Origin of the sequence: Oceanicella sp. SM1341, assembly GCF_003448965.1 — a bacterium.
In the GTDB taxonomy this organism is placed as follows: Bacteria; Pseudomonadota; Alphaproteobacteria; order Rhodobacterales; family Rhodobacteraceae; genus Paroceanicella.
This window is the reverse complement of record NZ_QRGC01000031.1, coordinates 1-20,814: the sequence shown is the minus strand read 5'-3', so window position 1 is coordinate 20,814 and position 20,814 is coordinate 1. Positions and strand designations below refer to the sequence as shown.

17 protein-coding genes are annotated in these 20,814 nt (G+C 71.9%); 12 read left to right on the top strand and 5 right to left on the bottom strand.

Annotated elements, in window-relative coordinates:
• Window position 1 precedes the first annotated feature (1 nt).
• The gene (locus D3P35_RS21535; protein WP_232830592.1) at window positions 2-937 is read right to left on the bottom strand and encodes a siderophore ABC transporter substrate-binding protein; all 936 of its coding nucleotides are present in this window, start codon (window positions 935-937) and stop codon (window positions 2-4) included.
• Window positions 938-1,350: 413 nt separating this feature from the next.
• Between D3P35_RS21535 and D3P35_RS21530 the strand changes: the two genes are divergently transcribed.
• From D3P35_RS21530 to D3P35_RS21510, 5 genes are all read left to right on the top strand, one after another.
• Window positions 1,351-2,415 carry a hypothetical protein gene (locus D3P35_RS21530; protein ID WP_118137756.1) on the top strand — a complete coding sequence of 355 codons (1,065 nt, stop codon included), beginning with the start codon at window positions 1,351-1,353 and terminating at the stop codon, window positions 2,413-2,415.
• 125 nt (window positions 2,416-2,540) lie between these two features.
• Complete coding sequence (gene rfbB / locus D3P35_RS21525) at window positions 2,541-3,590, top strand: dTDP-glucose 4,6-dehydratase (RefSeq protein ID WP_118137754.1); 1,050 nt, start codon at window positions 2,541-2,543, stop codon at window positions 3,588-3,590.
• Between the two features lie 42 nt (window positions 3,591-3,632).
• Window positions 3,633-4,529 (top strand): glucose-1-phosphate thymidylyltransferase RfbA, encoded by an 897-nt coding sequence (rfbA, locus tag D3P35_RS21520; RefSeq protein WP_118137752.1) that lies wholly within the window; start codon window positions 3,633-3,635, stop codon window positions 4,527-4,529.
• 20 nt (window positions 4,530-4,549) lie between these two features.
• Complete coding sequence (locus tag D3P35_RS21515; RefSeq protein ID WP_118137750.1) at window positions 4,550-7,948, top strand: glycosyltransferase; 3,399 nt, start codon at window positions 4,550-4,552, stop codon at window positions 7,946-7,948.
• Complete coding sequence (locus tag D3P35_RS21510; protein ID WP_118137748.1) at window positions 7,945-8,994, top strand: hypothetical protein; 1,050 nt, start codon at window positions 7,945-7,947, stop codon at window positions 8,992-8,994. Before D3P35_RS21515 ends, D3P35_RS21510 begins: the two co-directional genes overlap by 4 nt.
• Window positions 8,995-10,181: 1,187 nt before the next feature.
• Here the strand turns inward: D3P35_RS21510 and D3P35_RS21505 are convergent.
• The 3 genes from D3P35_RS21505 to D3P35_RS21495 all read right to left on the bottom strand — a co-directional run bounded on the left by D3P35_RS21505 (window position 10,182) and on the right by D3P35_RS21495 (window position 13,225).
• Window positions 10,182-10,916 (bottom strand): SDR family oxidoreductase, encoded by a 735-nt coding sequence (locus D3P35_RS21505; protein WP_118137746.1) that lies wholly within the window; start codon window positions 10,914-10,916, stop codon window positions 10,182-10,184.
• A gap of 87 nt (window positions 10,917-11,003) precedes the next feature.
• Window positions 11,004-11,849, bottom strand: a complete 846-nt coding sequence (locus tag D3P35_RS21500; protein ID WP_198670743.1) for a DUF1194 domain-containing protein — start codon at window positions 11,847-11,849, stop codon at window positions 11,004-11,006.
• 500 nt (window positions 11,850-12,349) lie between these two features.
• Window positions 12,350-13,225 carry a branched-chain amino acid aminotransferase gene (locus D3P35_RS21495; protein WP_118137742.1) on the bottom strand — a complete coding sequence of 292 codons (876 nt, stop codon included), beginning with the start codon at window positions 13,223-13,225 and terminating at the stop codon, window positions 12,350-12,352.
• A 177-nt stretch (window positions 13,226-13,402) separates the two neighbouring features.
• On the opposite strand from D3P35_RS21495, the gene D3P35_RS21490 reads away from it, so the two are divergent.
• The 7 genes from D3P35_RS21490 to D3P35_RS21460 all read left to right on the top strand — a co-directional run bounded on the left by D3P35_RS21490 (window position 13,403) and on the right by D3P35_RS21460 (window position 19,829).
• On the top strand, window positions 13,403-13,927 hold the full coding sequence (locus D3P35_RS21490; RefSeq protein ID WP_118137740.1) for a MarR family winged helix-turn-helix transcriptional regulator: 525 nt from the start codon (window positions 13,403-13,405) through the stop codon (window positions 13,925-13,927).
• A 1-nt stretch (window position 13,928) separates the two neighbouring features.
• Entirely contained in the window at window positions 13,929-14,642 is a 714-nt protein-coding gene (locus tag D3P35_RS21485; RefSeq protein WP_118137738.1) for a response regulator, read from the top strand.
• 369 nt (window positions 14,643-15,011) lie between these two features.
• Entirely contained in the window at window positions 15,012-15,947 is a 936-nt protein-coding gene (locus D3P35_RS21480) for a histone deacetylase family protein (protein WP_118137736.1), read from the top strand.
• Window positions 15,944-16,186, top strand: coding sequence for an exodeoxyribonuclease VII small subunit (locus D3P35_RS21475; RefSeq protein ID WP_118137734.1), 243 nt, complete (start codon window positions 15,944-15,946; stop codon window positions 16,184-16,186). Before D3P35_RS21480 ends, D3P35_RS21475 begins: the two co-directional genes overlap by 4 nt.
• Before the next feature lie 11 nt (window positions 16,187-16,197).
• Window positions 16,198-17,088, top strand: a complete 891-nt coding sequence (locus D3P35_RS21470) for a polyprenyl synthetase family protein (RefSeq protein ID WP_232830595.1) — start codon at window positions 16,198-16,200, stop codon at window positions 17,086-17,088.
• A 151-nt stretch (window positions 17,089-17,239) separates the two neighbouring features.
• Window positions 17,240-19,174 carry a 1-deoxy-D-xylulose-5-phosphate synthase gene (gene dxs, locus D3P35_RS21465; protein WP_118137730.1) on the top strand — a complete coding sequence of 645 codons (1,935 nt, stop codon included), beginning with the start codon at window positions 17,240-17,242 and terminating at the stop codon, window positions 19,172-19,174.
• Between the two features lie 52 nt (window positions 19,175-19,226).
• The gene (locus D3P35_RS21460) at window positions 19,227-19,829 is read left to right on the top strand and encodes an outer membrane lipoprotein carrier protein LolA (RefSeq protein WP_118137728.1); all 603 of its coding nucleotides are present in this window, start codon (window positions 19,227-19,229) and stop codon (window positions 19,827-19,829) included.
• A 60-nt stretch (window positions 19,830-19,889) separates the two neighbouring features.
• On the opposite strand, the gene D3P35_RS21455 is transcribed toward D3P35_RS21460, so the two are convergent.
• Complete coding sequence (locus D3P35_RS21455) at window positions 19,890-20,600, bottom strand: extensin family protein (protein WP_118137726.1); 711 nt, start codon at window positions 20,598-20,600, stop codon at window positions 19,890-19,892.
• Window positions 20,601-20,814 lie beyond the last annotated feature (214 nt).

The window sequence follows — 20,814 nt, the reverse complement described above, 5'->3', positions numbered from 1 at the left end:
CTCACTGCGAGGCGCCGGAGAGGGCCGCGTCCAGCGCCTGCGCCGAGGCGAGGACAGAGGGCAGGCCGCCGCCGGCGAGATACCAGCGCGCCGGGTCGAGGTAGACGACATGGCCCGCCTTCCAGGCCTTCGTCTGGCGCACCAGCGCGTTGTCGAGCAGGGCGGCCGCGCCCTCGCCGGCGCGGCCGATGGCGGCGTCGCGGTCGATCACGAAGAGCCAGTCCGGGTCGGCCTCGAGGATGAACTCGTTGGAGATCGCCTGGCCATGGGTGCCCACCTCGAGGTCGGGCACGGCGGGGGCGATGCCGAAGGCGTCATGCAGGATGCCGAAGCGCGAGCCGGGGCCGAAGGCGCTAATCCGCCCGCCGGTGGTGAGGATCAGCAGGCCGGTGCCGGCGCCGGCGGCCTTCTCCTTCACCGCGGCCACGGCGGCATCGGTGCGCGCCACCAGCGCCTCCGCCTCGGCCTCGCGGCCGAAGATGCGGCCGAGCAGCAGGGCGTCACGCTCGGCGCTGCCGAGGAAATCCGCGGGGTCGACCGAGAGGTCGATCACCGGGGCGATGGGCGAGAGCGCGTCGAACTTCGGGGTGGAGCGCCCGCCGGTGATGATCAGCTCCGGTGCGGCGGCGGCGATCGCCTCCATGTCGGGCTCGAACAGGGTGCCGATGCGCGGCGTGTCGGCGTAGGTCTCCGCCAGCCAGCCAGGCATGGTGTTCGAGGCGACGCCCTCCACCGGGATGCCGAGCGCCTGCATCGTGTCGAGCACGAAGAAGGGGAAGACCATCACCGGGTGGGGGTTGGTGCTCAGCTCCGTCTCGCCGCGGGCGTGCTCGACGGTGATCTGCTCCTGCGCCGCGGCGGGCAGGGCGGCGGCGGCGAGACAGGCGGCCAGCGCCAGGGCGAGGCGGCGGGGCGAGCGGGCAGTGCTGGGCATCATCGGGCGGGCTCCTTGCCCCGGCCTGCCGGGCCCGGGGCGGGGGGTGAGGCGGGCCGGCATCCGGTCCGCTGGCTGGAGAGGCGCCGGAGGCCTTGCGGCGCGGCGCGGGCGTGCGGGGAGGCGGTGCGGCCCGGGTGTCCGGCCGCCCGCCGTTTCTCCGGCAGTGCCAAAGCCGATAAAAATAGTCAACTCATATGGCGGTGAAACAGGGCGGTCATGCCCCGGCCGCAGGGCTGTCCTTCGGGCTGCCGCGTGCAGGCCGGGGCGGGCGGCGGCACCGGCCCCGGGGTGCGACACCCTGTCCGCCGGGTGACGGGGCGTTCCGGGCCTTCCGGCCGGCGCCGTTTCGTGCCAAAGGGGGAGGGCAGGCAAGCGGGCGCGGCATCTCCGGCCCCCGCCGGATCCGGAGCAGCATGACCACCACCCCAAGACCGCCCCGCGCGCCGGGCCCTGTCCTGAGCGCGCTGCGCCGCGCCGGCCCCGACGGCTGGCTGGCGCGTGCGCTCACCTCCGACAGCTCGCCCACCGCCGACCTCTACCTGGTGAATTCCTGCACCGACATGCTGGCCGAGGGCCGCATCCGCCGCCCGGCCCCCACCGTGTTCGAGACCGATGACGCCCTGCTGGTGATGCGCCATGACGCGCGCGCGCCGCTCACCCTCGCGCGCAAGCGGCTGGTGTATTTCATCGATGACGCCTGGCGCGCGGCGGGGGCCGACCTCTCGCTCTCGCGCTTCTGGCGCGGCAAGATGAAGCTGGTGGAGGGGCGCGCCGCCGCCTTCCACATGCCGCGGGCCGGGCACGTCGTGGTGAGCACCGAGGCGCTGCTGCCCGCCGCCCGCGCCGCCGCCCCGCAGGCCGGGCTGCATTGCATCGACCCCTACTGGTCCGAGCCGCTGGCCGATGACGCGCATTTCGACGGCGAGGGCCTCGAGATCGTCTTCCTCGGCGCGCAGCTGCACGGCGCCGACCTCGCCTTCCTCTTGCCCGCGCTCGCCGAGGTGCTGGCGGCGCTGCCGCAGGCGCGCTTCACCCTTTCTGCCGGCCACGCCCTGCCGGCGGAATGGGAGGCGCACCCGCAGATCCGCCGCATCCCCGGCCTGCGCTGGCGCGACTACCGCGCCGGGCTCACCGAGCGGCGCTTCCACCTGGCGCTCTACCCGCTGATGGACACGCCGTTCAACGCCGGGCGCTCGCGCAACAAGATCATCGAGCACGCGGTGGTGGGCGCCGCCCCGCTCTACTCCGAAACCTGGCCCGAGGGGCGCGAGGCCGCCGCCGCCGGCGCGGGGCTCGCGTTGCCGAACCGGCCGGAGGACTGGGCGCAGGCGCTGCTGGCCCTCGCCGCCGACCGGGGGCGCCTGCGCGGCCTCGCCCGCGCGGCGCGGGCCCATGCCGAGGCCATCAACCGCCCCGAGCCGCAGCGCGCGCTGTGGCAGCGGCTGCTTTTTTCGCCGGCGCCCCCCGGCGGGGGGTGACAGAGCCGCCCGCCGCGCCACTTTCTGCGCACGGGCATGCAAATCAGGGTCGATCCGCCGGCGCGGCTCTGCGATAAACGCCCCGAAGGCCAAGAGGCCGGGAGAACCACGGGACAGACTGGACCATGAAACTTCTGATTACCGGCGGCTGCGGCTTCATCGGCTCGGCGGTCGTGCGCCAGGCCATCGCGGACAAGCACCACGTGGTGAACGTGGACGCCCTCACCTATGCCGGCAGCCGCTCCAACGTGGCCTCCTGCGAGGAGCACCCGCGCTACGCCTTCGAGCATGCCGACATCCGCGACCGCGCCGCACTCGACCGGATCTTCGCCGAACACCGCCCCGAGGCGGTGATGCATCTCGCCGCCGAAAGCCATGTCGACCGCTCCATCGACGGGCCGGGCGACTTCATCCAGACCAATATCGTGGGCACGTACAACATGCTCGAGGCGGCCCGCGCCTACTGGACCGGGCTGCGCGGCATGGCCAAGGCCGCCTTCCGCTTCCACCACATCTCGACCGACGAGGTGTTCGGCGCGCTGGGCGAGCAGGGCCTGTTCACCGAAACCTCGCCCTACCAGCCGAACTCGCCCTATTCCGCCTCCAAGGCCGGCTCCGACCACCTGGTGCGCGCCTGGGGCGAGACCTACGGCCTGCCGGTGCTGCTCACCAACTGCTCGAACAATTACGGGCCGTTCCACTTCCCCGAGAAGCTCATCCCGGTGGTGATCCTGAATGCGCTGGCGGGCCGCGACATCCCGGTCTACGGTGCGGGGGAGAACGTGCGGGACTGGCTGTTCGTCGAGGACCACGCCCGCGCCCTGCTCACCGTGGTCGAGCGCGGCACCGTGGGCGAGACCTACAACATCGGCGGCAACGCGGAGGCGCGCAACATCGACATCGTGCGCCAGATCTGCGCCCTGCTCGACGAGATGCGCCCCGGAAACGAGCCGCGCGAGACGCTGATCCGCTTCGTCACCGACCGGCCGGGGCATGACTACCGCTATGCCATCGACGCCTCGAAGATCCGCGCCGAGCTGGGCTGGGAGCCCTCGGTGACGCTGGAGGAAGGGTTGCGCCGCACCGTGGCGTGGTACCTGGAGAACACCGGCTGGTGGCAGGAGATCGCCGCCCGCGGCGCCGAGCTGAAGCGCCTCGGCCTCGGCGCCAGCTGAGAGCCAGTACCGGCCGGCGGCCGGCGGAGAGAAGGAACGGGAATGACTGAGAACAGCGCCACCGCCCCGCGCAAGGGCATCATCCTGGCGGGCGGGTCGGGCACGCGGCTCTACCCCATCACCCATTCGGTGTCCAAGCAGCTGCTGCCGCTCTACAACAAGCCGATGATCTACTACCCGCTCTCGGTGCTCATGCTTTCCGGGCTGCGCGAGGTGGCGATCATCACCACCCCCGGCGACATCGAGCAGTTCCGCCGGCTGCTGGGCGACGGCGCGCAATGGGGCATGCGGCTGGAATACATCGTGCAGGAGAGCCCCGACGGGCTGGCCCAGGCCTATCTGCTGGCCGAGGAATTCCTCGACGGCGCCGGCTCGGTGATGGTGCTGGGCGACAACATCTTCTACGGCCACGGCCTGCCGGAGGTGCTGCTGGAGGCGGCGGCGAAGCCCACGGGCGGCACGGTGTTCGGCTACCAGGTGGCCGACCCCGAGCGCTACGGCGTGGTGGATTTCAACGCCGACGGCCGGGTGCTCTCCATCGAGGAAAAGCCCGAGGTGCCGAAATCCGACTTCGCGGTGACCGGGCTCTACGTGCTCGACGGCCGGGCGCCCGCGATGGCGAAGCGGGTGAAACCCTCCGCCCGCGGCGAGCTGGAGATCACCGACCTGCTGAACCTCTACCTCGCCGAGGGCAGCCTCACGGTGCAGCGCCTGGGCCGCGGCTATGCCTGGCTCGACACCGGCACCCATGACAGCCTGCTTGACGCCTCGAATTTCGTGCGCACCATGGAGAGACGGCAGAACCTGATGATCGGCTGCCCGGAGGAGGTCGCCTTCTCGCAGGGCTGGGTGAGCGCGGACGCGCTGCGCGAGCTGGCCCGGCCCTATCTCAAGACGACCTACGGCAAGTACCTGATGCGGATAGCCGATCACGGCTGACCGCGAGCGAGAGGCGTAGTTTGGTTTCCCAGGGCCTGGAACAGGACGAGATCGGCAGGCAGGGCGCGCGGGCGCCCTCGCGCCTGCGCGAGGCATGGCTGCGCCTGCGCCATGCCGGGGCCTTCTGCGTGTGGTACGGGCGCCGGCCGCGGGTGATGGCCGAGCACATCGCCCATGCGGCGCGCACCCTGCGCCGGCACGGGATCTCCGCCTTCCTCGCCGATTTGCGCAACGCCTCCAACCAGATCAGCCACGAGGCCGGCCTCGCCCAGGTGGCCCGGCTGGCCGACCGCGACGCCCTGCGCGTGGCCCGGCAGGCCGAGCGGGTGCAGGGCACCATCCTCATCGTCGTCCACGACATGGAGATGGGCGGCGCCCAGCAGGTGGCGCGCCTCTTTGCGCTCTGGCTCATCAACCACACCCGCTACCGGGTGAAGTTCGTGGCCATGCGCGACGGCCCGTTCCGCAAGCGCTTCGAGGCGATGGCCGAGACCTTCTGCATCACCTCGGTGGCCAGCCTGCCGCACCGCGACGCGGTGGTGGCACTGCGCAAATGGGCCGGGCCGGACGTGAAATCGGTGTTCGTGAACTCGGTGGCCAGCGGCGGTTTCTACGATTACTGGCCGCTCGACACGCCCTCCGTGGCCTTCATCCACGAGCTGCCCAAGATCCTCGACCGTCACCGCCCGGCGCTCGACAACATCCTCCGCCACGCCACCCGCATCCTGGGCGGCAGCGACGCGGTGCGCGAGGTGCTCGCCACCCGCTACCGCGCCGACCCGGCGAAGCTCGACCGCACCTATGCCTACATCCCCGACGGCGACGTGCCCGACGCCCGCGCCCGCCGCCAGGCCCGCCGCCGCGCCGGCGCCGATGACGACACGCTGCTGGTCTGCGGCTCGGGCGTGCTGCACTGGCGCAAGTCGCCGGACGTGTTCATCGAGGTGGCGGCGAAGGTGGCGGCCGCGGCGCCCGGCCGGGTGCGCTTCGTCTGGGCCGGCGGCGGCCCGGACCAGGCGGTCTGCGAGGCGCTGATCGCCGAGCGCGGGCTGCAGGACACGGTGAGCATCACCGGCTACCTGCCCGACATCGACATGGTGCTCAACGGCGCCGACCTGTTCCTGCTGCCCTCGCAGGAAGACCCGTTCCCGCTCGCCGCCCTGCACGCCGCCCGCGCCGGTGCGCCGATCATCTGCTTCGACGATGCCGGCGGCATGCCCGAGTTCGCCGCCCGCGGCGCCGGTGTGTCGGTGCCCTTCGGCGACGCGGAGGCGATGGCGGCCCAGGTGCTCGCCTATCTCGAGGACCCCGCGCGCCGCGAGGCCGAGGGCGCGCGCGGCCGGCGGCTCGTGGCGCGCTACCACACCATCGGCCGGGTGGGCCCGGTGCTGCTCAACCACATCCGCGAGGTGGCCGGCCTGCGCCCGGCCGTCTCCGTCGTGGTGCCGAACTACAATTACGAGCGCTTCCTGCCCGAGCGGCTCGACAGCATCCTCGCGCAGGACATGCAGGATTTCGAGCTCATCCTGCTCGACGACGCCTCCACCGACGGCTCCGCGGCGGTGCTGGAGCGCTACGCCCGCCGCTGGCCCGGCGCGCGGCTGGTGGTGAACGAGGTCAACACCGGCTCGCCCTTCGCGCAATGGCTCCGGGGCATGGAGCTCGCCACTTCCGACATCGTCTGGATCGCCGAGGCCGACGACGCCTGCGAGCCCAACCTGCTCTCCACCCTGCTGCCCGCCTTCGACGACCGCAACGTGATGCTGGGCCATGTCCGCTCGGTGCCGGTGGGCGACGATGGCGCGGTGCTGGGCGATTACGAGAAGCTCTACCTCGACCGCATCGCGCCGGGCCGCTGGTCGCGCCCCTTCCTCGCCACCGACCACGAGGAGGTGAACGCCGGCCTCGGCATCGCGAACTCGATCCCCAACGCCTCCGGCATGATGTTCCGCAAGTTCGTGCCCGAGCCGGAATTCGCCGAGCGGGTGACGGCGATGAAGCTCTGCGGCGACTGGTATTTCTACCTGCGCGCCCTGCGCGGCGGGCTGATCGCCTACGAGCCCGGCGCGGTGAACCGCCACCGGCGCCACTCGCTCACCGTCACCCACCGGCTGGAGGGCACGAAGCTCTACTTCGACGAGCTCTCCGAGGTGCGCCGCTTCATCGCCCGCACCTGGACGCAAGGCGCGGCGGCCCGCGCCCGGGCGCTGGGCTTCGTCGAGCAGGACGTCGCCCGGTTTCCGCAGGTGGCGCCCGAGACCGCCGCCTCCGCCCGCGCCGCGCTGGAGCCGGCGGAGCCGGTGCTGCCCTGCCTGCTGATGGTGATCTCCGACCTCGGGCCCGGAGGCGGCCAGCTCTTCGGCGTGCGCTTCGCCAACCAGTGGATGCGCATGGGCGGCCGCGTGGTGCTGCTCAACGCCCGCGCCTACCGCGACCACCCGGCCGTGGTCTCCAAGATCGACCCGCGGGTGCTGCTGCTCGAGCGCGGCCAGGCCGGGGCCGACCTGCCGGGCATCGTGCGCCGCTTCGGGGTGGACGTGATCCATTCCTCGCTCTGGTGGGCCGACCGCCACGTGCTGCACCAGATCCGCCGGCTGGAGGAGAAGCGCCCCTGGGTGGTCACCATGCACGGCTGCCACGAGAGCATGGAGCACGACCCGCGCATCGACCGCGACTTCCAGAAGGTGATGACCCGGATGGTGAGCCTGGTCGACGCCTGGGCCTATACCGCCGACAAGAACCGCGCCGTGTTCGAGCGCATCGAGAAGCCCTCGCGCATCGAGAAACTCATCAACGGCATCGAGCTGGAGGGCGCCTCGCGCCCCCTCACCCGCGCCGAGCTGGGCCTGCGCGAGGAGGCGCTGGTGCTCTGCCTCGCCTCCCGCGCCATTCCCGAGAAGGGCTGGCGCGAGGCGGTGGAGATGGTGGCCGCCCTCAACGCCGAGGGCCGCGACACCGACCTGATGCTGATCGGCGAGGGCCCGGAGGCCGAGGCGCTGGCCGCCGAGGCGCCCGAGCACGTGCGCTTCTTCGGCCAGGTGGCGAACCTGCAGGATTACCTCGACTGCGCCGACCTCGGCCTGCTGCCCACCCGCTTCCGCGGCGAGAGCTTCCCCCTCGTGGTGCTGGAGATGATGGCCCGCGGCCGCGCCGTGGTCACCACCGATGCGGGCGTTCTGGCCGAGATCGTCGGCGAAGGCCCGGAGGCCGCCGGCGTGGTGGTTCCGCTCATCGAAGGCGAGATCGACACGCTGGGCCTGCGCGCCGCGGTGCTGGCGCTCTCCGAGCCCGAGGCGCGGCGGCTGGCGGGCGAGCGCGGCCGGGCCCGCTTCGAGGAGCATTACACCGTGGAGCGCATGGTGGCCGCCTATCTCGCGCTCTACCGCGGTCTCGGCGCGGGGACGACGGCACTGAAATGACCACCACGCCCGCCCCGACCCGCCGGCTGCTCCTGCACATGGGCGCGCCGAAGACCGGCTCTTCCCTGCTGCAATCCTTCTTCGCCCGCAACGTGGGCGAACTCGCCGCCCGCGGCATCGCCTACCCGGCGCTGGAGCCGCTGGAGGGGGCGCTGGGCAACGAGGCCACCTCCGGCAACGGCGCGCTGCTGGCCCGCGCTCTGATGCCGCCGCGCCACCGGGTGGCGCTCTCCGAGGCCGAGCGGGCGGCGGCGCTGGAGCGGCTCGACGCAGCGCTGGCCGATGCCACCGGCGACGTGCTGGTGAGCTCGGAGTGGTTCTTCGTCATCCCCAAGCTGGAGCAGGAGCGGCTGGCCGAGCGCGCGCTGCGCCACGGGCTGCGCCTGTGCCCGATCGTCTACCTGCGCCGGCAGGACGACATGATCATGTCGCTCTACGCCCAGGAGGTGAAGAAGGCCGGCCTCACCGAGGACGCCGCCACCTTCTGCATGCACTACGCCCAGAAGGACCGGCGGCTGAACTACTACGCCGTGCTGCAGGGCCTCACCACGCGCTTCCCCGCCGAGGACTGCCGGGTGCGGATCTACGAGCGCGCGCAATGGGTGAACGGCTCGCTGATCGACGATTTCCTCGCCGCCTGCGGGGTGGAGGACCTTTCGGGCTTCGACCGGCGGGTGGAGAAGATCAACGTCACCCCCGGGCGGCTGGCGCTGGAGTGGATGCGGCTCGCGAACGCTCTGCCGGCCCGAACCCCCGCGGCCGAGCGGCTGATGCGCGCCCTGCGCCGGCTCGACGGCCGCGAGGACAGCCCCGGCCCGGTGCTGCCCCCGAGGCTGCGCCTCGAGATCCTCGAGCGTTTCGCCGGCTCGAATGCCCGCGCGGCGCGGGAATTCCTCGGCCGCAGCGACGGCCGGCTCTTCCTCACGCCGCCCCCGGCCCCCGACGAGCCCTGGCAGGACATCGCCACCCTTGCCCGTGGCCGGATGATCTCCGGCCTCGCCTCCGCCATCCGCGGCGTCGACGCTCTCTTCGCCCGGAAAGGCTGAGCGCGCGCCCCGAGGCCACCCCCGGCGGCCCCCGGCCGGGGTGCTCCGCGCCTGCGTCTCCGGCTTCCCCCGCAGGATGTCTCTTGCCCTTCGCGGGGTACGGGATATTCGGTCTCAGGTCTCAGGTCTCAGGTCTCAGGTCTCAGGTCTCAGGTCTCAGGTCTCAGGTCTCAGGTCTCAGGTCTCAGGTCTCAGGTCTCAGGTCTCAGGTCTCAGGGCTCGGAGGGGCCCCACCTCAACCCGCTGCGCACGCGAGCCCTCCTCTCGTTCACTCCAGGCACAAAGGGCCGCGCCCGACCCTGGGTGGGCGCACTCACGCCCGTGGTCAGCGGTTTATCCCAAAAGCTCCGGAATCGGGCTGTGCGGGAGATGGCATCGCCATCGCGCCCTCCCGGGGGAGGGTCGGGCGCGGCCCGGGCTGGTCGCCCGGGCGAGCGGGTTGAGCAGTCGCGCGCAGAATGTCGGCAGGGTGCCCGGGCGGGTGGGGCGCGAGCGCGACATGCCGGGCCGTGCAGCCGCGCGGCACGCGCGGCTCGGCCCAAACCGCAGGAGATGCGCCCGCGAGGGCGGGTCGACGCAGGGCGGGAGGGCTCCGGCTCCGCTCGCAGGAGGCCTGCCGGCCGGGGGCGCTCCCGTGAGGCGGCCCCCTGTCGGTGCCCGCCTCTTTGGGCCAAGCCGGATGCTGCGCATCCGGCGTCCGCGCGGGGCTGGGGGCGACTGCGCGGGCTGCCTGCCGAAGCTGACCTGCCGGGGCGCCGGAAGGGCTGGTGAGAGCATCGGGCGGATCGGAAACCCATCTGCCTCGCGGCGCAGGCTCGCTCCCGGGCATCGCCTGCCGCGCCGGGGGGATCGATGCTGCACCTTGCCCGAGCGTGCCTTGCCGTGTTGGTGCCGGCTGGTGTCAGGCATGGCGCGCGGATCCCGACAGGTCGGTGCGGGCTCGCTGCCCGGGGAATGGCTGTGCGCCGGCCGCGTTTAGGTCCGGCAGCGCCTTTGCTCGGGATGCGCCGCGACACCTGCCCGTCCCGCCCCGGCCCGGGACGGGCAGGGCGGGGTGTCGGCTCCGCGCGGATACGGTGCGGCCTGGCCGGGCTCCGGCCCGGTTTAAGCCGGGCCGCGCTGGTTTCAGCTCCGGCGGCTGACGGGCCGGGCTCGGGACGGTCGCGCCCCGGCCCTGTTGCGGGTCGTCAGCCGCGGCCGACGAAGGGCATTTTCGTGGCCATCACGGTCATGAACTGCACGTTCGCCTCGATCGGCAGGCTCGCCATGTGCACCACGGAGCTCGCGACATGGGCCGGGTCCATCGTGGCCTCGATGGCGATGGAGCCGTCGGCCTGCGGCACGCCCTTGGTCATCGGCCGGGCCATGTCGGTGAGGGCGTTGCCGATGTCGATCTGCCCGCAGGCGATGTCGAAGGGCCGGCCGTCGAGGCTGATGCACTTCGTGAGCCCGGTGATCGCGTGCTTGGTGACCGTGTAGGCGGTGGAGCCGGGGCGCGGGGCATAGGCCGAGATCGAGCCGTTGTTGATGATCCGCCCGCCCTGGGGCGACTGGGCGCGCATCTTCGCGAAGGCGGCGCGGGCGCAGAGCACGGCGCCGGTGAGGTTCACGTCGAGCACGCCGTACCAGTCGTCGAGCGGCATCTCGTCGATCGGCTTGCCCGGTGCGCCGCGGCCGGCGTTGTTGAACAGCAGGTCGAGCCGGCCCATCGCCTTCACCGCGGCGTCGAACACCGCCTCGACCTCCTCGGGCTTCGTGACATCGGCGGGCAGAACGTGGCCGGAGCCGATGAGCGCCGCGGTCTCCTCCAGCGGCTCGCGGCGGCGGCCGACGAGCGCCACCTCCCAGCCCGCCTTCGCGAGCGCTACGGCGGTGTCGCGGCCCACGCCGCTTCCGGCACCGGTGATGAGTGCTGTCTTCATTCTGTCCCCCCTCGGTCGTGACCTTGTTCGTGGTGTCTTTCGGGGGGAGCCTAGAGCCTTGGCGGGCGCGAGGGAAGGGCGAAGGCCCTATTCCCAGCCCTGCATGTCGATCCAGCGGCGGCGCATCTGTTCGCCGATCATGCAATCGGTCATGCCGGCGTTGCGCAGCCGCGCCGGCGGCGGCAGGGCGGCGATTTCCATCACCATCTTCAGGCGGATGGCGGCGACGAAACCGCTCTTCTCCAGCACCGGCACCACGAAGGCGCCCGGCCCGCCGATCACGCAATCCTCGTAGTAGAAGTCGAGGTCGGGGAGGGAGAAGGGCCCGGTGGCGCGCTTGATCATCACCGGCAGGCCGTTGATCTGGATGCCGGCGGCCACCAGCGCGTCTCGCACCGGGGCTACGGGGCCGCCGGTGTTGTTCGGCCCGTCGCCGGAGACGTCGATCACCCTCCGCGTGCCCTCGAACCCGTTGTCGACGAAGAGCTGCGCCGCCTGGGTGAGCCCGGCGGAGATCGAGGTGCCCGAGGCGCTGCGCACCGGCACGGCGCGGAGCTGGGCTGCGGCGGCGCGGGCATCCTCCTCCGAGGCGATCAGCGTCCAGTCGAGCACCAGCCGGCCGGACCAGGGACCGCCCCATTCGAGATAGGCGATCGCGATGCGCCTGAGCTCGCCGGAGGTGATGGCCGAGAGCACGGCGGGATGGGTGAGCGCCTCGGCATAGCCATCGCGCTGCACCGCCTGCTCATCCGCGTCCATCGAGCGGGAAACGTCCACGGCGAAGACCAGCTCGAGGTCCACCGGCTCGGCGCTTGCCGCCGCCGCGGGCAGCACCTCCGCCGCCAGGGACAGGGCGAAGACAAGCGCCACACCCGCCGCGCGGGTGCCGGTGATCGCGGTCAGGGCCGCCGAAACTCTTGTCAGGGCGGCCACAGCCGCCGAAGCGCCTGATGTCGCGGCCATGGCCGCCGAATTACCTGTTGTCGCGGCCACGGCCGCTCGGGCCCGGGAGAACAGGGCCCCGGCCGGCCTTGCCTTCAGAAGCGCGGCCACCGCCGCAACACGCTCGGAAATCGCGGCCACCGCCGCAACACGCTTGGATATCGCGGCCACCGCCGCAACGGGCTTAACAGTCGCGGCCACGGCCGCTCGGGCGCCCATCAGGCGGTACCGTGCCGCAAGGGCGGATCCCCGCTGAGCAGGCGCAACAGGACAGCACAGGTCTCGTGGTTCATGGCAACCTCCGGATGACCCCTCGCAAGAAGAATCCTAGCCCGGAAAGTGTTAACCAAGAAGAAATTTGTGATCCTGCACGCTCACGACGACGGGAACGTGACAGGGCTGCCGCCTGAATATGACAGGGGTATCGCGGCGCGGGGCCGCCGCACGCGGGCGGTGCGGCCCCGCCCGGATGGGCAGGGCCGCGGGGACGTTCAGAGCTTGCCGCGCACCAGCTTCTCGTAGTCTTCCGCGATGGTGCGGGTGAGGGCGCCGACCTCGAAGTTGTAGTCGCCGATCTGGCCGACGGGGGTCACCTCTGCGGCGGTGCCGGTGAGCCAGCACTGCTCGAAGCTCTCCATCTCGTCGGGCATGATGTGGCGCTCGATCACCTCGACGCCGCGCTCCTTGAGCATGCCGATCACGGTCTGGCGGGTGAGGCCGTTGAGGAAGCAGTCCGGCGTGGGGGTGTGCACCTTGCCGTCCTTCACGAAGAACACGTTGGCGCCGGTGGCCTCGGCCACGTAGCCGCGATAGTCGAACATCAGCGCGTCCGAGCAGCCCTTCGCCTCGGCGGCGTGCTTGGACATGGTGCAGATCATGTAGAGGCCCGAGGCCTTGGCATGGCAGGGGATGGTCTCCGGCGAGGGGCGCTTCCAGGCCGAGATGTCGAGCTTGGCGCCCTTGAACTTCGCGTCGCCGTAATAGGCGCCCCATTCCCACACCGCCACGGCCATGTGCACCGGGTTCTTCGCCGAGGCGACACCCATGTCCGGGCCCGAGCCGCGCCAGACGACCGGGCGCACATAGGCGTCCTTCAGGCCGTTCTTCTCCAGCGTCGCGGCCTTCGCCGCCTCGATCTCGTCCACCGAGTACTGCAGCGGGATGTCGATGGCCTTTGCGGAGGCGATCAGCCGCTCGGAGTGCGCGCGGCTCTTGAAGATGGTGCCGTCGTAGCAGCGCTCGCCCTCGAAGACCGAGGAGGCATAATGGAGAGCATGGGTGAGCACGTGCACCTTCGCCTCGCGCCAGGGCACCATCGCGCCGTCAACCCAGATCCAGCCATCGCGGTCGTCATATGCACCGGCCATTGTCGTAACCTTTCGATTCCAGGGCTTCAGCCCCTTGATTTTTTTCCGGAAATTGCGCGTATCTGTTTCAACGCGACAGGAAGTTACCGAAAACTGGGTATGCGGCTATCATTTGGACCTTGGAATGTCAATAAGCCTGACTTAAACTGTGAAAAACCGAGACAGGGGAGCGAGACGATGACCACGCACAGCACCGCGCCGGCGGCCACCATCTCCCGCGGGGAGCAGCTGCTCTTCCTCACGGACGACCAGTTGCGGCAGGGCATCGAGCTGATGTTCTTCGCCTACCAGGCCTTCACCTCGGACCCGGACCGCATTCTCGAGGATTACGGATACGGCCGCGCGCATCATCGCGCCATCCATTTCATCAACCGCCGGCCCGGGCTCACCGTGGCCGAGCTGCTCGACCTGCTCGGCGTCACCAAGCAGTCGCTCAACCGGGTGCTGCGCCAGCTGGTGGAGGACGGGCTGGTGCAGAGCGCCGTGGGCAAGGCCGACCGCCGCCAGCGCAACCTCACCCTCACCGAGCGCGGCGCCACGCTGGAGCGCGAGCTCTCCGCCGCACAGCGCGAGCGGGTGCGCCGCGCCTACCGTGAGGCCGGCTCCGACGCCGTGGCCGGTTTCCGCCGCGTGCTCGAACAGATGGTGGACCCCGAGCGCAGGGCGCGTATCATCGGCCTCGTTGAACGGGGACGAACGTGACGTGACGTCGGAAGAAACGAGACGCGATGCCCATGTGCTGGTCGTCGACGATGACGAGAGGATCCGGAAGCTGCTGGCGCGCTTCCTGGCGCGCAACGGGTTCTGGGTTACTCCGGCCCGGGACGCGGCGCATGCCCGGCGGCTGCTGGGGGGGCTGGAGTTCGACCTCATCATCCTCGACGTGATGATGCCGGGGGAGGACGGGTTCGAGCTCACCCGCGCCCTGCGCCGCACGCTGGCGACACCGATCATCCTGCTCACCGCCCGCGGCGAGACCGACGACCGCATCACCGGGCTGGAGCGCGGGGCGGACGACTATCTCTCCAAGCCCTTCGAGCCGCGCGAGCTGCTGTTGCGGGTGAACGCCATCCTGCGCCGCGCCGCCCCGGTGGCGCCGCCGGCGCAGTTGCCCCGCGCGCTGATGCTGGGCGAGGTGCGCTACGACGCCGGCCGGGCCGAGCTGTGGCGCGGCGAGGAGCAGGTGCGCCTCACCTCCACCGAGGTGGCGCTGATGCGCATCCTCTCCGGCACCCCGCACGAGCCGGTGAGCCGGGCGCGGCTGGTGGAGGAGCTGGGCCGCACCGAGGGCGGCGCGCAGGAGCGCGCGGTCGACGTGCAGATCACCCGCCTGCGCCGCAAGATCGAGAAGGACCCCAAGGCCCCGCGCTACCTCCAGACCGTGCGCGGCGCGGGCTACATGCTCACCCCCGACTGAGGCCGGCCCCGCCGCGGGACCGGGGCGGTGCCCCCCCGGGAGGGGCGGACCCGGCGGCGCGCGCCTTCCCGCCAGGCGTCTCCGCCTCGCGGCCGGCCGGCGGCGGGGCAGCGCCGCAAGTCCGCCTGTCTAGGGCTCGTAGCCGTGTTCCTGCGGCGGGGGCAATGCGCCCCCTAGTCCTCGAGTGGCGGCCCGTACCCGGAGGTTGCCGGCAGCCGGCCCGTGCTCGCTGCCCTTGAGTGGCCGGCTTGTGCCCATTGCCTTCGAGCAGCGGGCTTGTGCCCGTTTCCTTCAAGTGGCGGGCTTGTGCCCGCGGGGGCGATGGTTAATGGTTCGCTCAAAGAACAACGCCCAGGGAGACGTCGCCACATGTCCACAGCCTTCCTCACCCATCCGGATTGCCTGCGCCACGAGACGCCGGAGGGCCATCCGGAGCGCGTGGCGCGGCTGCAGGCGGTGCTGCGGGTGCTCGGGAGGCCCGAGTTCGCGACCCTGCGCCATGTCGCGGCCCCGAAGGCGCAGGAGCAGGACCTGCTGCTGGTGCATCCGCCCGAGCATGTCGCCGCCATCCGCATGGCCCGGCCCGAGAGCGGGCAGGTGCCGCTCGACGCCGACACCTGGATGTCGCCCGGCTCCTGGGCGGCGGCGCTGCGCGCGGTGGGGGGCGCGATCCATGCGGTGGACCTGGTGCTGGCGGGCGAGGCGGCGAACGCCTTCGTGGGCTGCCGGCCGCCGGGCCACCACGCCGAGAAGACCACGCCGATGGGCTTCTGCCTGTTCGGCACCGTGGCCATCGCGGCGATGCACGCGCTGGAGCGCCGCGGCCTCTCCCGCGTGGCGATCATGGATTTCGACGTGCATCACGGCAATGGCACCCAGGACCTGCTGTGGGACGAGGAGCGGGTGCTCTTCGCCTCCACCCACCAGCGGCCGCTCTTTCCCGGCACAGGCGCGCAGACCGAGCGCGGCGCGCATGGCCAGATCCTCAACGTGCCCCTGCCGCCGGGCTCGGACGGGGCGCTGTTCCGCAAGCACATGGAGGACCTGGTGCTGCCGGCGCTCGACGGCTTCCGCCCCGAGCTGGTGCTGGTCTCCGCGGGGTTCGACGCCCACCGCGACGATCCGCTCGCCACGCTGAACTGGGAGGCGGAGGATTTCGCCTGGGTCACGGAACGCCTGTGCGATATTGCCGACGCACATTGCGGCGGCAGGCTGGTATCCAGCCTCGAAGGCGGATATGACCTTGAAGGACTCGCGGCCTCGGTGGCCGCGCATGTGGGCGTTTTGATGGAGCGGGGCCAATGACGGCGAAGCCGGTGGCTGAAATGAGTTTCGAGGAGGCGATGGGCGCGCTCGAGCAGGTCGTGGGCCAGCTCGAATCCGGCTCCGTGCCGCTCGAGGAGTCCATCGCGCTCTACGAACGCGGGGCGGAGCTGCGCAAGCATTGCGAGGACAAGCTGGCCGCGGCCGAGGAGAAGGTCGCCCAGATCACCCTCGGCCCGGACGGCAAGCCCGCCGGCGCCCGCGCCGTGGACATATCCTGATCATGCTCGCCGTGAGTTTCGTGGACACGCTCATGGAAGCCGCGCGACGCGTGGAATCCCGGGCCGAGACCCTGCTTCCGCGGCCGGGCGGGCCGGAAGGCCGCGTCTCCGCCGCCATGCGGCATGCCGTGCTGGGCGGGGGCAAGCGCATGCGCGGCTTCCTCGTGCTCTCCTCCGCGGCCATCTACGAGGTGGCGCCCCTGCGGGCCGAGCGCGCGGCCGTGGCGCTCGAGTGCCTGCATGCCTACTCGCTGGTGCATGACGACCTGCCCTGCATGGACGATGACAGCCTGCGCCGCGGCCAGCCCACGGTGCACGTGAAATGGGACGAGGCGACGGCCGTGCTCGCCGGCGACGCGCTGCACAGCCTCGCCTTCGAGATCCTCGCCGAGCCGGAAACCCACCCCGACGCCACGGTGCGCGCGGCGCTGTGCCTCGACCTCGCCCGCGCGGCGGGGCAGCACGGCATGGTGGGCGGCCAGGCCATCGACATCGCCGCCGAAACCGCAGCGGAGCCGCTGGTGCTCTCCGAGGTGAGCCGGCTGCAGGCGCTCAAGACCGGCGCGCTGATCCGGGCCTCGGCCCGGGCGGGCGCGCTGCTCGGCGGCGCCAGCGTCGAGGATATCGACGCGCTCGACGGCTATGCCGAGGCGCTGGGCCGGGCCTTCCAGATCCGCGACGACATCCTCGACGTCTCGGGCGACCCCGCGGCGGCCGGAAAGCGCCTGCGCAAGGACGAGGCCGCCGGAAAAGCCACCTTCGTGAGCCTGCTCGGGCTTGACGAGGCGGCCCGGCAGGCCGATCTCCTCGTGGCACAGGCCACCGCCCGGCTCGACCGGTTCGGCGCCGTGGCAAACCCGCTGCGCGAGGCCGCCCGCTTCGCCGTGGCGCGGCAGAGCTGAAACCTCCCCGCCCGGCGGCACTGGCGCCGGGGGGCATGAACTCCGGCGCGGCCCGGCATGGCGCCCCGCCGGCCGGCCCGGACCCCACCCATCCGCCCCCGGGCGGACCGGCAAGAGAACGGCCGGCAAGAGTACGGAAGGACGAGCACAGATGAGCGACAGGCCGGCCACACCGCTGCTCGACCGCGTGTCCGCCCCTGCCGACCTCAAGGGCTTCACCGACCCCGAGCTCACCCGCATCGCCTCCGAGCTGCGCGCCGAGACCATCTCGGCGGTCTCGGTCACCGGCGGGCACCTGGGCGCGGGGCTCGGCGTGGTCGAGCTCACCGTGGCGCTGCACGCCGTGTTCGACACCCCGCGCGACAAGCTGATCTGGGACGTGGGCCACCAGTGCTACCCGCACAAGATCCTCACCGGCCGGCGCGAGCGCATCCGCACCCTGCGCGCGGGCGGCGGGCTCTCGGGCTTCACCAAGCGGGCCGAGAGCGTCTACGACCCGTTCGGCGCCGCGCATTCCTCCACCTCGATCTCCGCCGCCCTCGGCTTTGCCACCGCGCGTGACCTGGGCGGCAGCTGCGAGGGCGGCCTCGGCGACGCGATCGCGGTGATCGGCGACGGCGCCATCTCCGCCGGCATGGCCTACGAGGCGCTCAACAACGCCGGCCACATGGGCCGCCGGCTGATCGTGATCCTCAACGACAACGAGATGTCCATCGCGCCCCCGGTGGGCGCGATGTCGGCCTATCTCTCGCGCCTCTACGCCGGCGCGCCCTTCCAGGAGATGAAATCGGCCGCCAAGGGCCTCACCCAGCTGCTGCCTTTCCCCTTCCAGGAGGGCGCGCGGCGGGCGAAGGAGCTGCTGAAATCGGTCACCATCGGCGGCACGCTGTTCGAGGAGCTGGGCTTCTCCTACATCGGCCCGGTGGACGGGCATGACATGGAGCAGCTCCTCGCCGTGCTGCGCACCGTGAAGGCCCGGGCCGACGGGCCGGTGCTGATCCACGCCATCACCCAGAAGGGCAAGGGCTATGCCCCGGCCGAGCGCGCGCGTGACCGCGGCCATGCCACGGCCAAGTTCGACGTGCTCACCGGCGAGCAGAAGAAATCGCCCTCCAATGCGCCGTCCTTCACCTCCGTCTTCGCCAAGTCGCTGGTGCGCGAGGCGGAGGATGACGGCAGGATCGTCGCCGTCACCGCCGCGATGCCGGACGGCACCGGGCTCAACCTCTTCGCCGAGCGTTTCCCGCGCCGCTGCTTCGATGTCGGCATCGCCGAGCAGCACGCGGTGACCTTCGCCGCCGGCATGGCGGCGGGCGGGCTGAAGCCCTTCTGCGCCATCTACTCCACCTTCCTGCAGCGCGGCTACGACCAGGTGGTGCACGACGTCGCCATCCAGCGCCTGCCGGTGCGCTTCGCCATCGACCGCGCCGGGCTGGTGGGGGCGGACGGCCCCACCCATGCCGGCGCCTTCGACGTGGCCTTCCTCGCCAACCTGCCCGGGTTCGTGGTGATGGCGGCGGCGGACGAGGCCGAGCTGGTGCACATGGTGGCTACGGCCGCGGCGCTCGACGACCGGCCCTCCGCCTTCCGCTTCCCGCGCGGCGAGGGCTCGGGCGCCGAGATGCCCGAGCGCGGCCAGCCGCTGGAGATCGGCCGCGGCCGCATCGTCACCGAGGGCAGCCGGGTGGCCATCCTCTCCTTCGGCGCGCGCCTGCCCGAATGCCTCGCCGCGCGCGAGGCGCTGGTGGCGCGCGGCATCTCCCCCACCATCGCCGACGCCCGCTTCGCCAAGCCGCTCGACCGCGAGCTGATCCTGCGCCTCGCGCGTGAGCACGAGGCGCTGATCACCATCGAGGAGGGCGCCGTGGGCGGCTTCGGCTCGCAGGTGGCGCAGCTGCTCTCCGACGAGGGCGCGTTCGATACCGGTCTGAAATTCCGGATGATGACGCTGCCCGACACGTTCATCGACCAGGACAGCCCGGCGGCGATGTATTCCGTGGCCGCGATGCAGGCGCCGGACATCGAGGCGAAGGTGCTCGAGGTGCTGGGCGTGGCGCGCATGGGCGCGCGGCGCGGGCTCGCGTGAACGTGCCCGGGGCGAGGCTGGATTTCCGCAGGTCAGGAGCTATTTCAGGGGCATGAACAAGCGCAGTTTTCTCGGCGGCATGGCCGCAATCGCCCTCATGGCGGCCACTGGCGCATCTGCGCAGAGCGGCGCCGATGTCCAGCGGATCTCGACCTATCTCAACGGTCTCACCACGATGGAGGGGAGCTTCATCCAGACCAACCCGGACGGGTCGGTCTCGGAGGGGAAGTTCTACATCCGCAAGCCGGGCCTGATGCGGTTCGAATACGCGCCGCCGAACCCGGCGGTGGTCGTGTCCGACGGCACCTGGGTCGCGGTGGTCGACCGGGCGTCGAACGCCGGCGCGCAGCGCTACCCGCTGGGCGAGACCCCGCTCGACCTCATCCTGCGCGACCGGGTCGACCTCGCGCGCGAGGGCGCGGTGCAGAGCGTCGAGCACCAGGGCGGCCAGCTGCGCGTGCGCGCGCTCGACCCGGACGCGCCGCGCAAGGGCGACATCACCATGGTGTTCTCCGACAACCCGCTCGAGCTGCGCCAGTGGATCGTGCGCGACGAGAACGGCGGCGTCACCACCGTCATCCTCTCGGAAATGCGCCGGGGGGTCGAGCTCAGCCGGTCGCTGTTCAGCATCGAGGCCACCGAGCTCGAGCGCTGAGGCGCCTGCCCGTTCCGTGCCATTCCGGCCCGCGCCTTCCCCGGCGCGGGCTTTTTCGTTTCAGCGGCAGTAGGCGCCGTTGCCGTGCTCGGCGATGTCGAAGTGGAAATGGTTGCGGTGGTAGCGGTCCGAGTTCGGGCCCAGGACGGTGCCGAAGGGCCCGCAGGCGCGCTTGTGCATGGCGGTGAGGAAGGGCTTGTCGCGCCGGGTGCGCCAGCCGTCGAGCACGGTGATCTCCCGGCCGTTGGCGAAACGGAAGCCGGCGATGTCCACCGCGTTGCCGCGCCCGTGCTCGGAGGTCTTGGCCCCGGACTGGTTGTTGCGGGGCCGGCAGGAATAGGAGGCGACCGTGTCGAGCGCCACCAGCTCCGTGCCGAGCGAGAGGGCGGCGGGAACCGCGCTCTCCTCCACCCAGTCCGCCATGCGCGAGGCGAGGCGGCAATTCACCGTGATCGGCCGGCTGAGCCGGACGCCGGAGACCTCGGTCACCCGCACCGGCTGCTCGATGCCGCAGCCCGGCCCCGCGCTGGCGATCTGGGTGATGCGCTGACCGGCGAGGCGCGGGTCGTCGCAGATCATCGCGCCGGCGGGCGTGCGGGCCCGCGGCGAAGGCAGGGCGGCGGCGAAGGTGATGCGCTCGGGGCCCGTGTTGCGGCCTGCCGCGCGCAGCGGCGCCGGCCCGCGCGGGCGCGGCCGGCTGGCCACCCGCGGGGCATGATCGGTGCCGGCCGCGACCCCCAGCGGATAGGGCGCGGGCGCGGTCGCGGTCATCCGCCGGGGCGACGGAAAAGCGGCCGGGGCTGCGCCGCCGGCCGCTGATGACTGCTTGTCGGCACCCGGAAGGGCGCCCTGTCCGCCGCCCGCCACGGGGCGGCGCTGGGGCGGAGCGGCCTCGCGCGGAGCGCGGTCACCGGAAGCGGCGCCGGTCTCCGGGGCAGCGGAGCGCTGCGGCTGGCCGTCCTGCTCCGGCGCGGCCGTGCCGCCC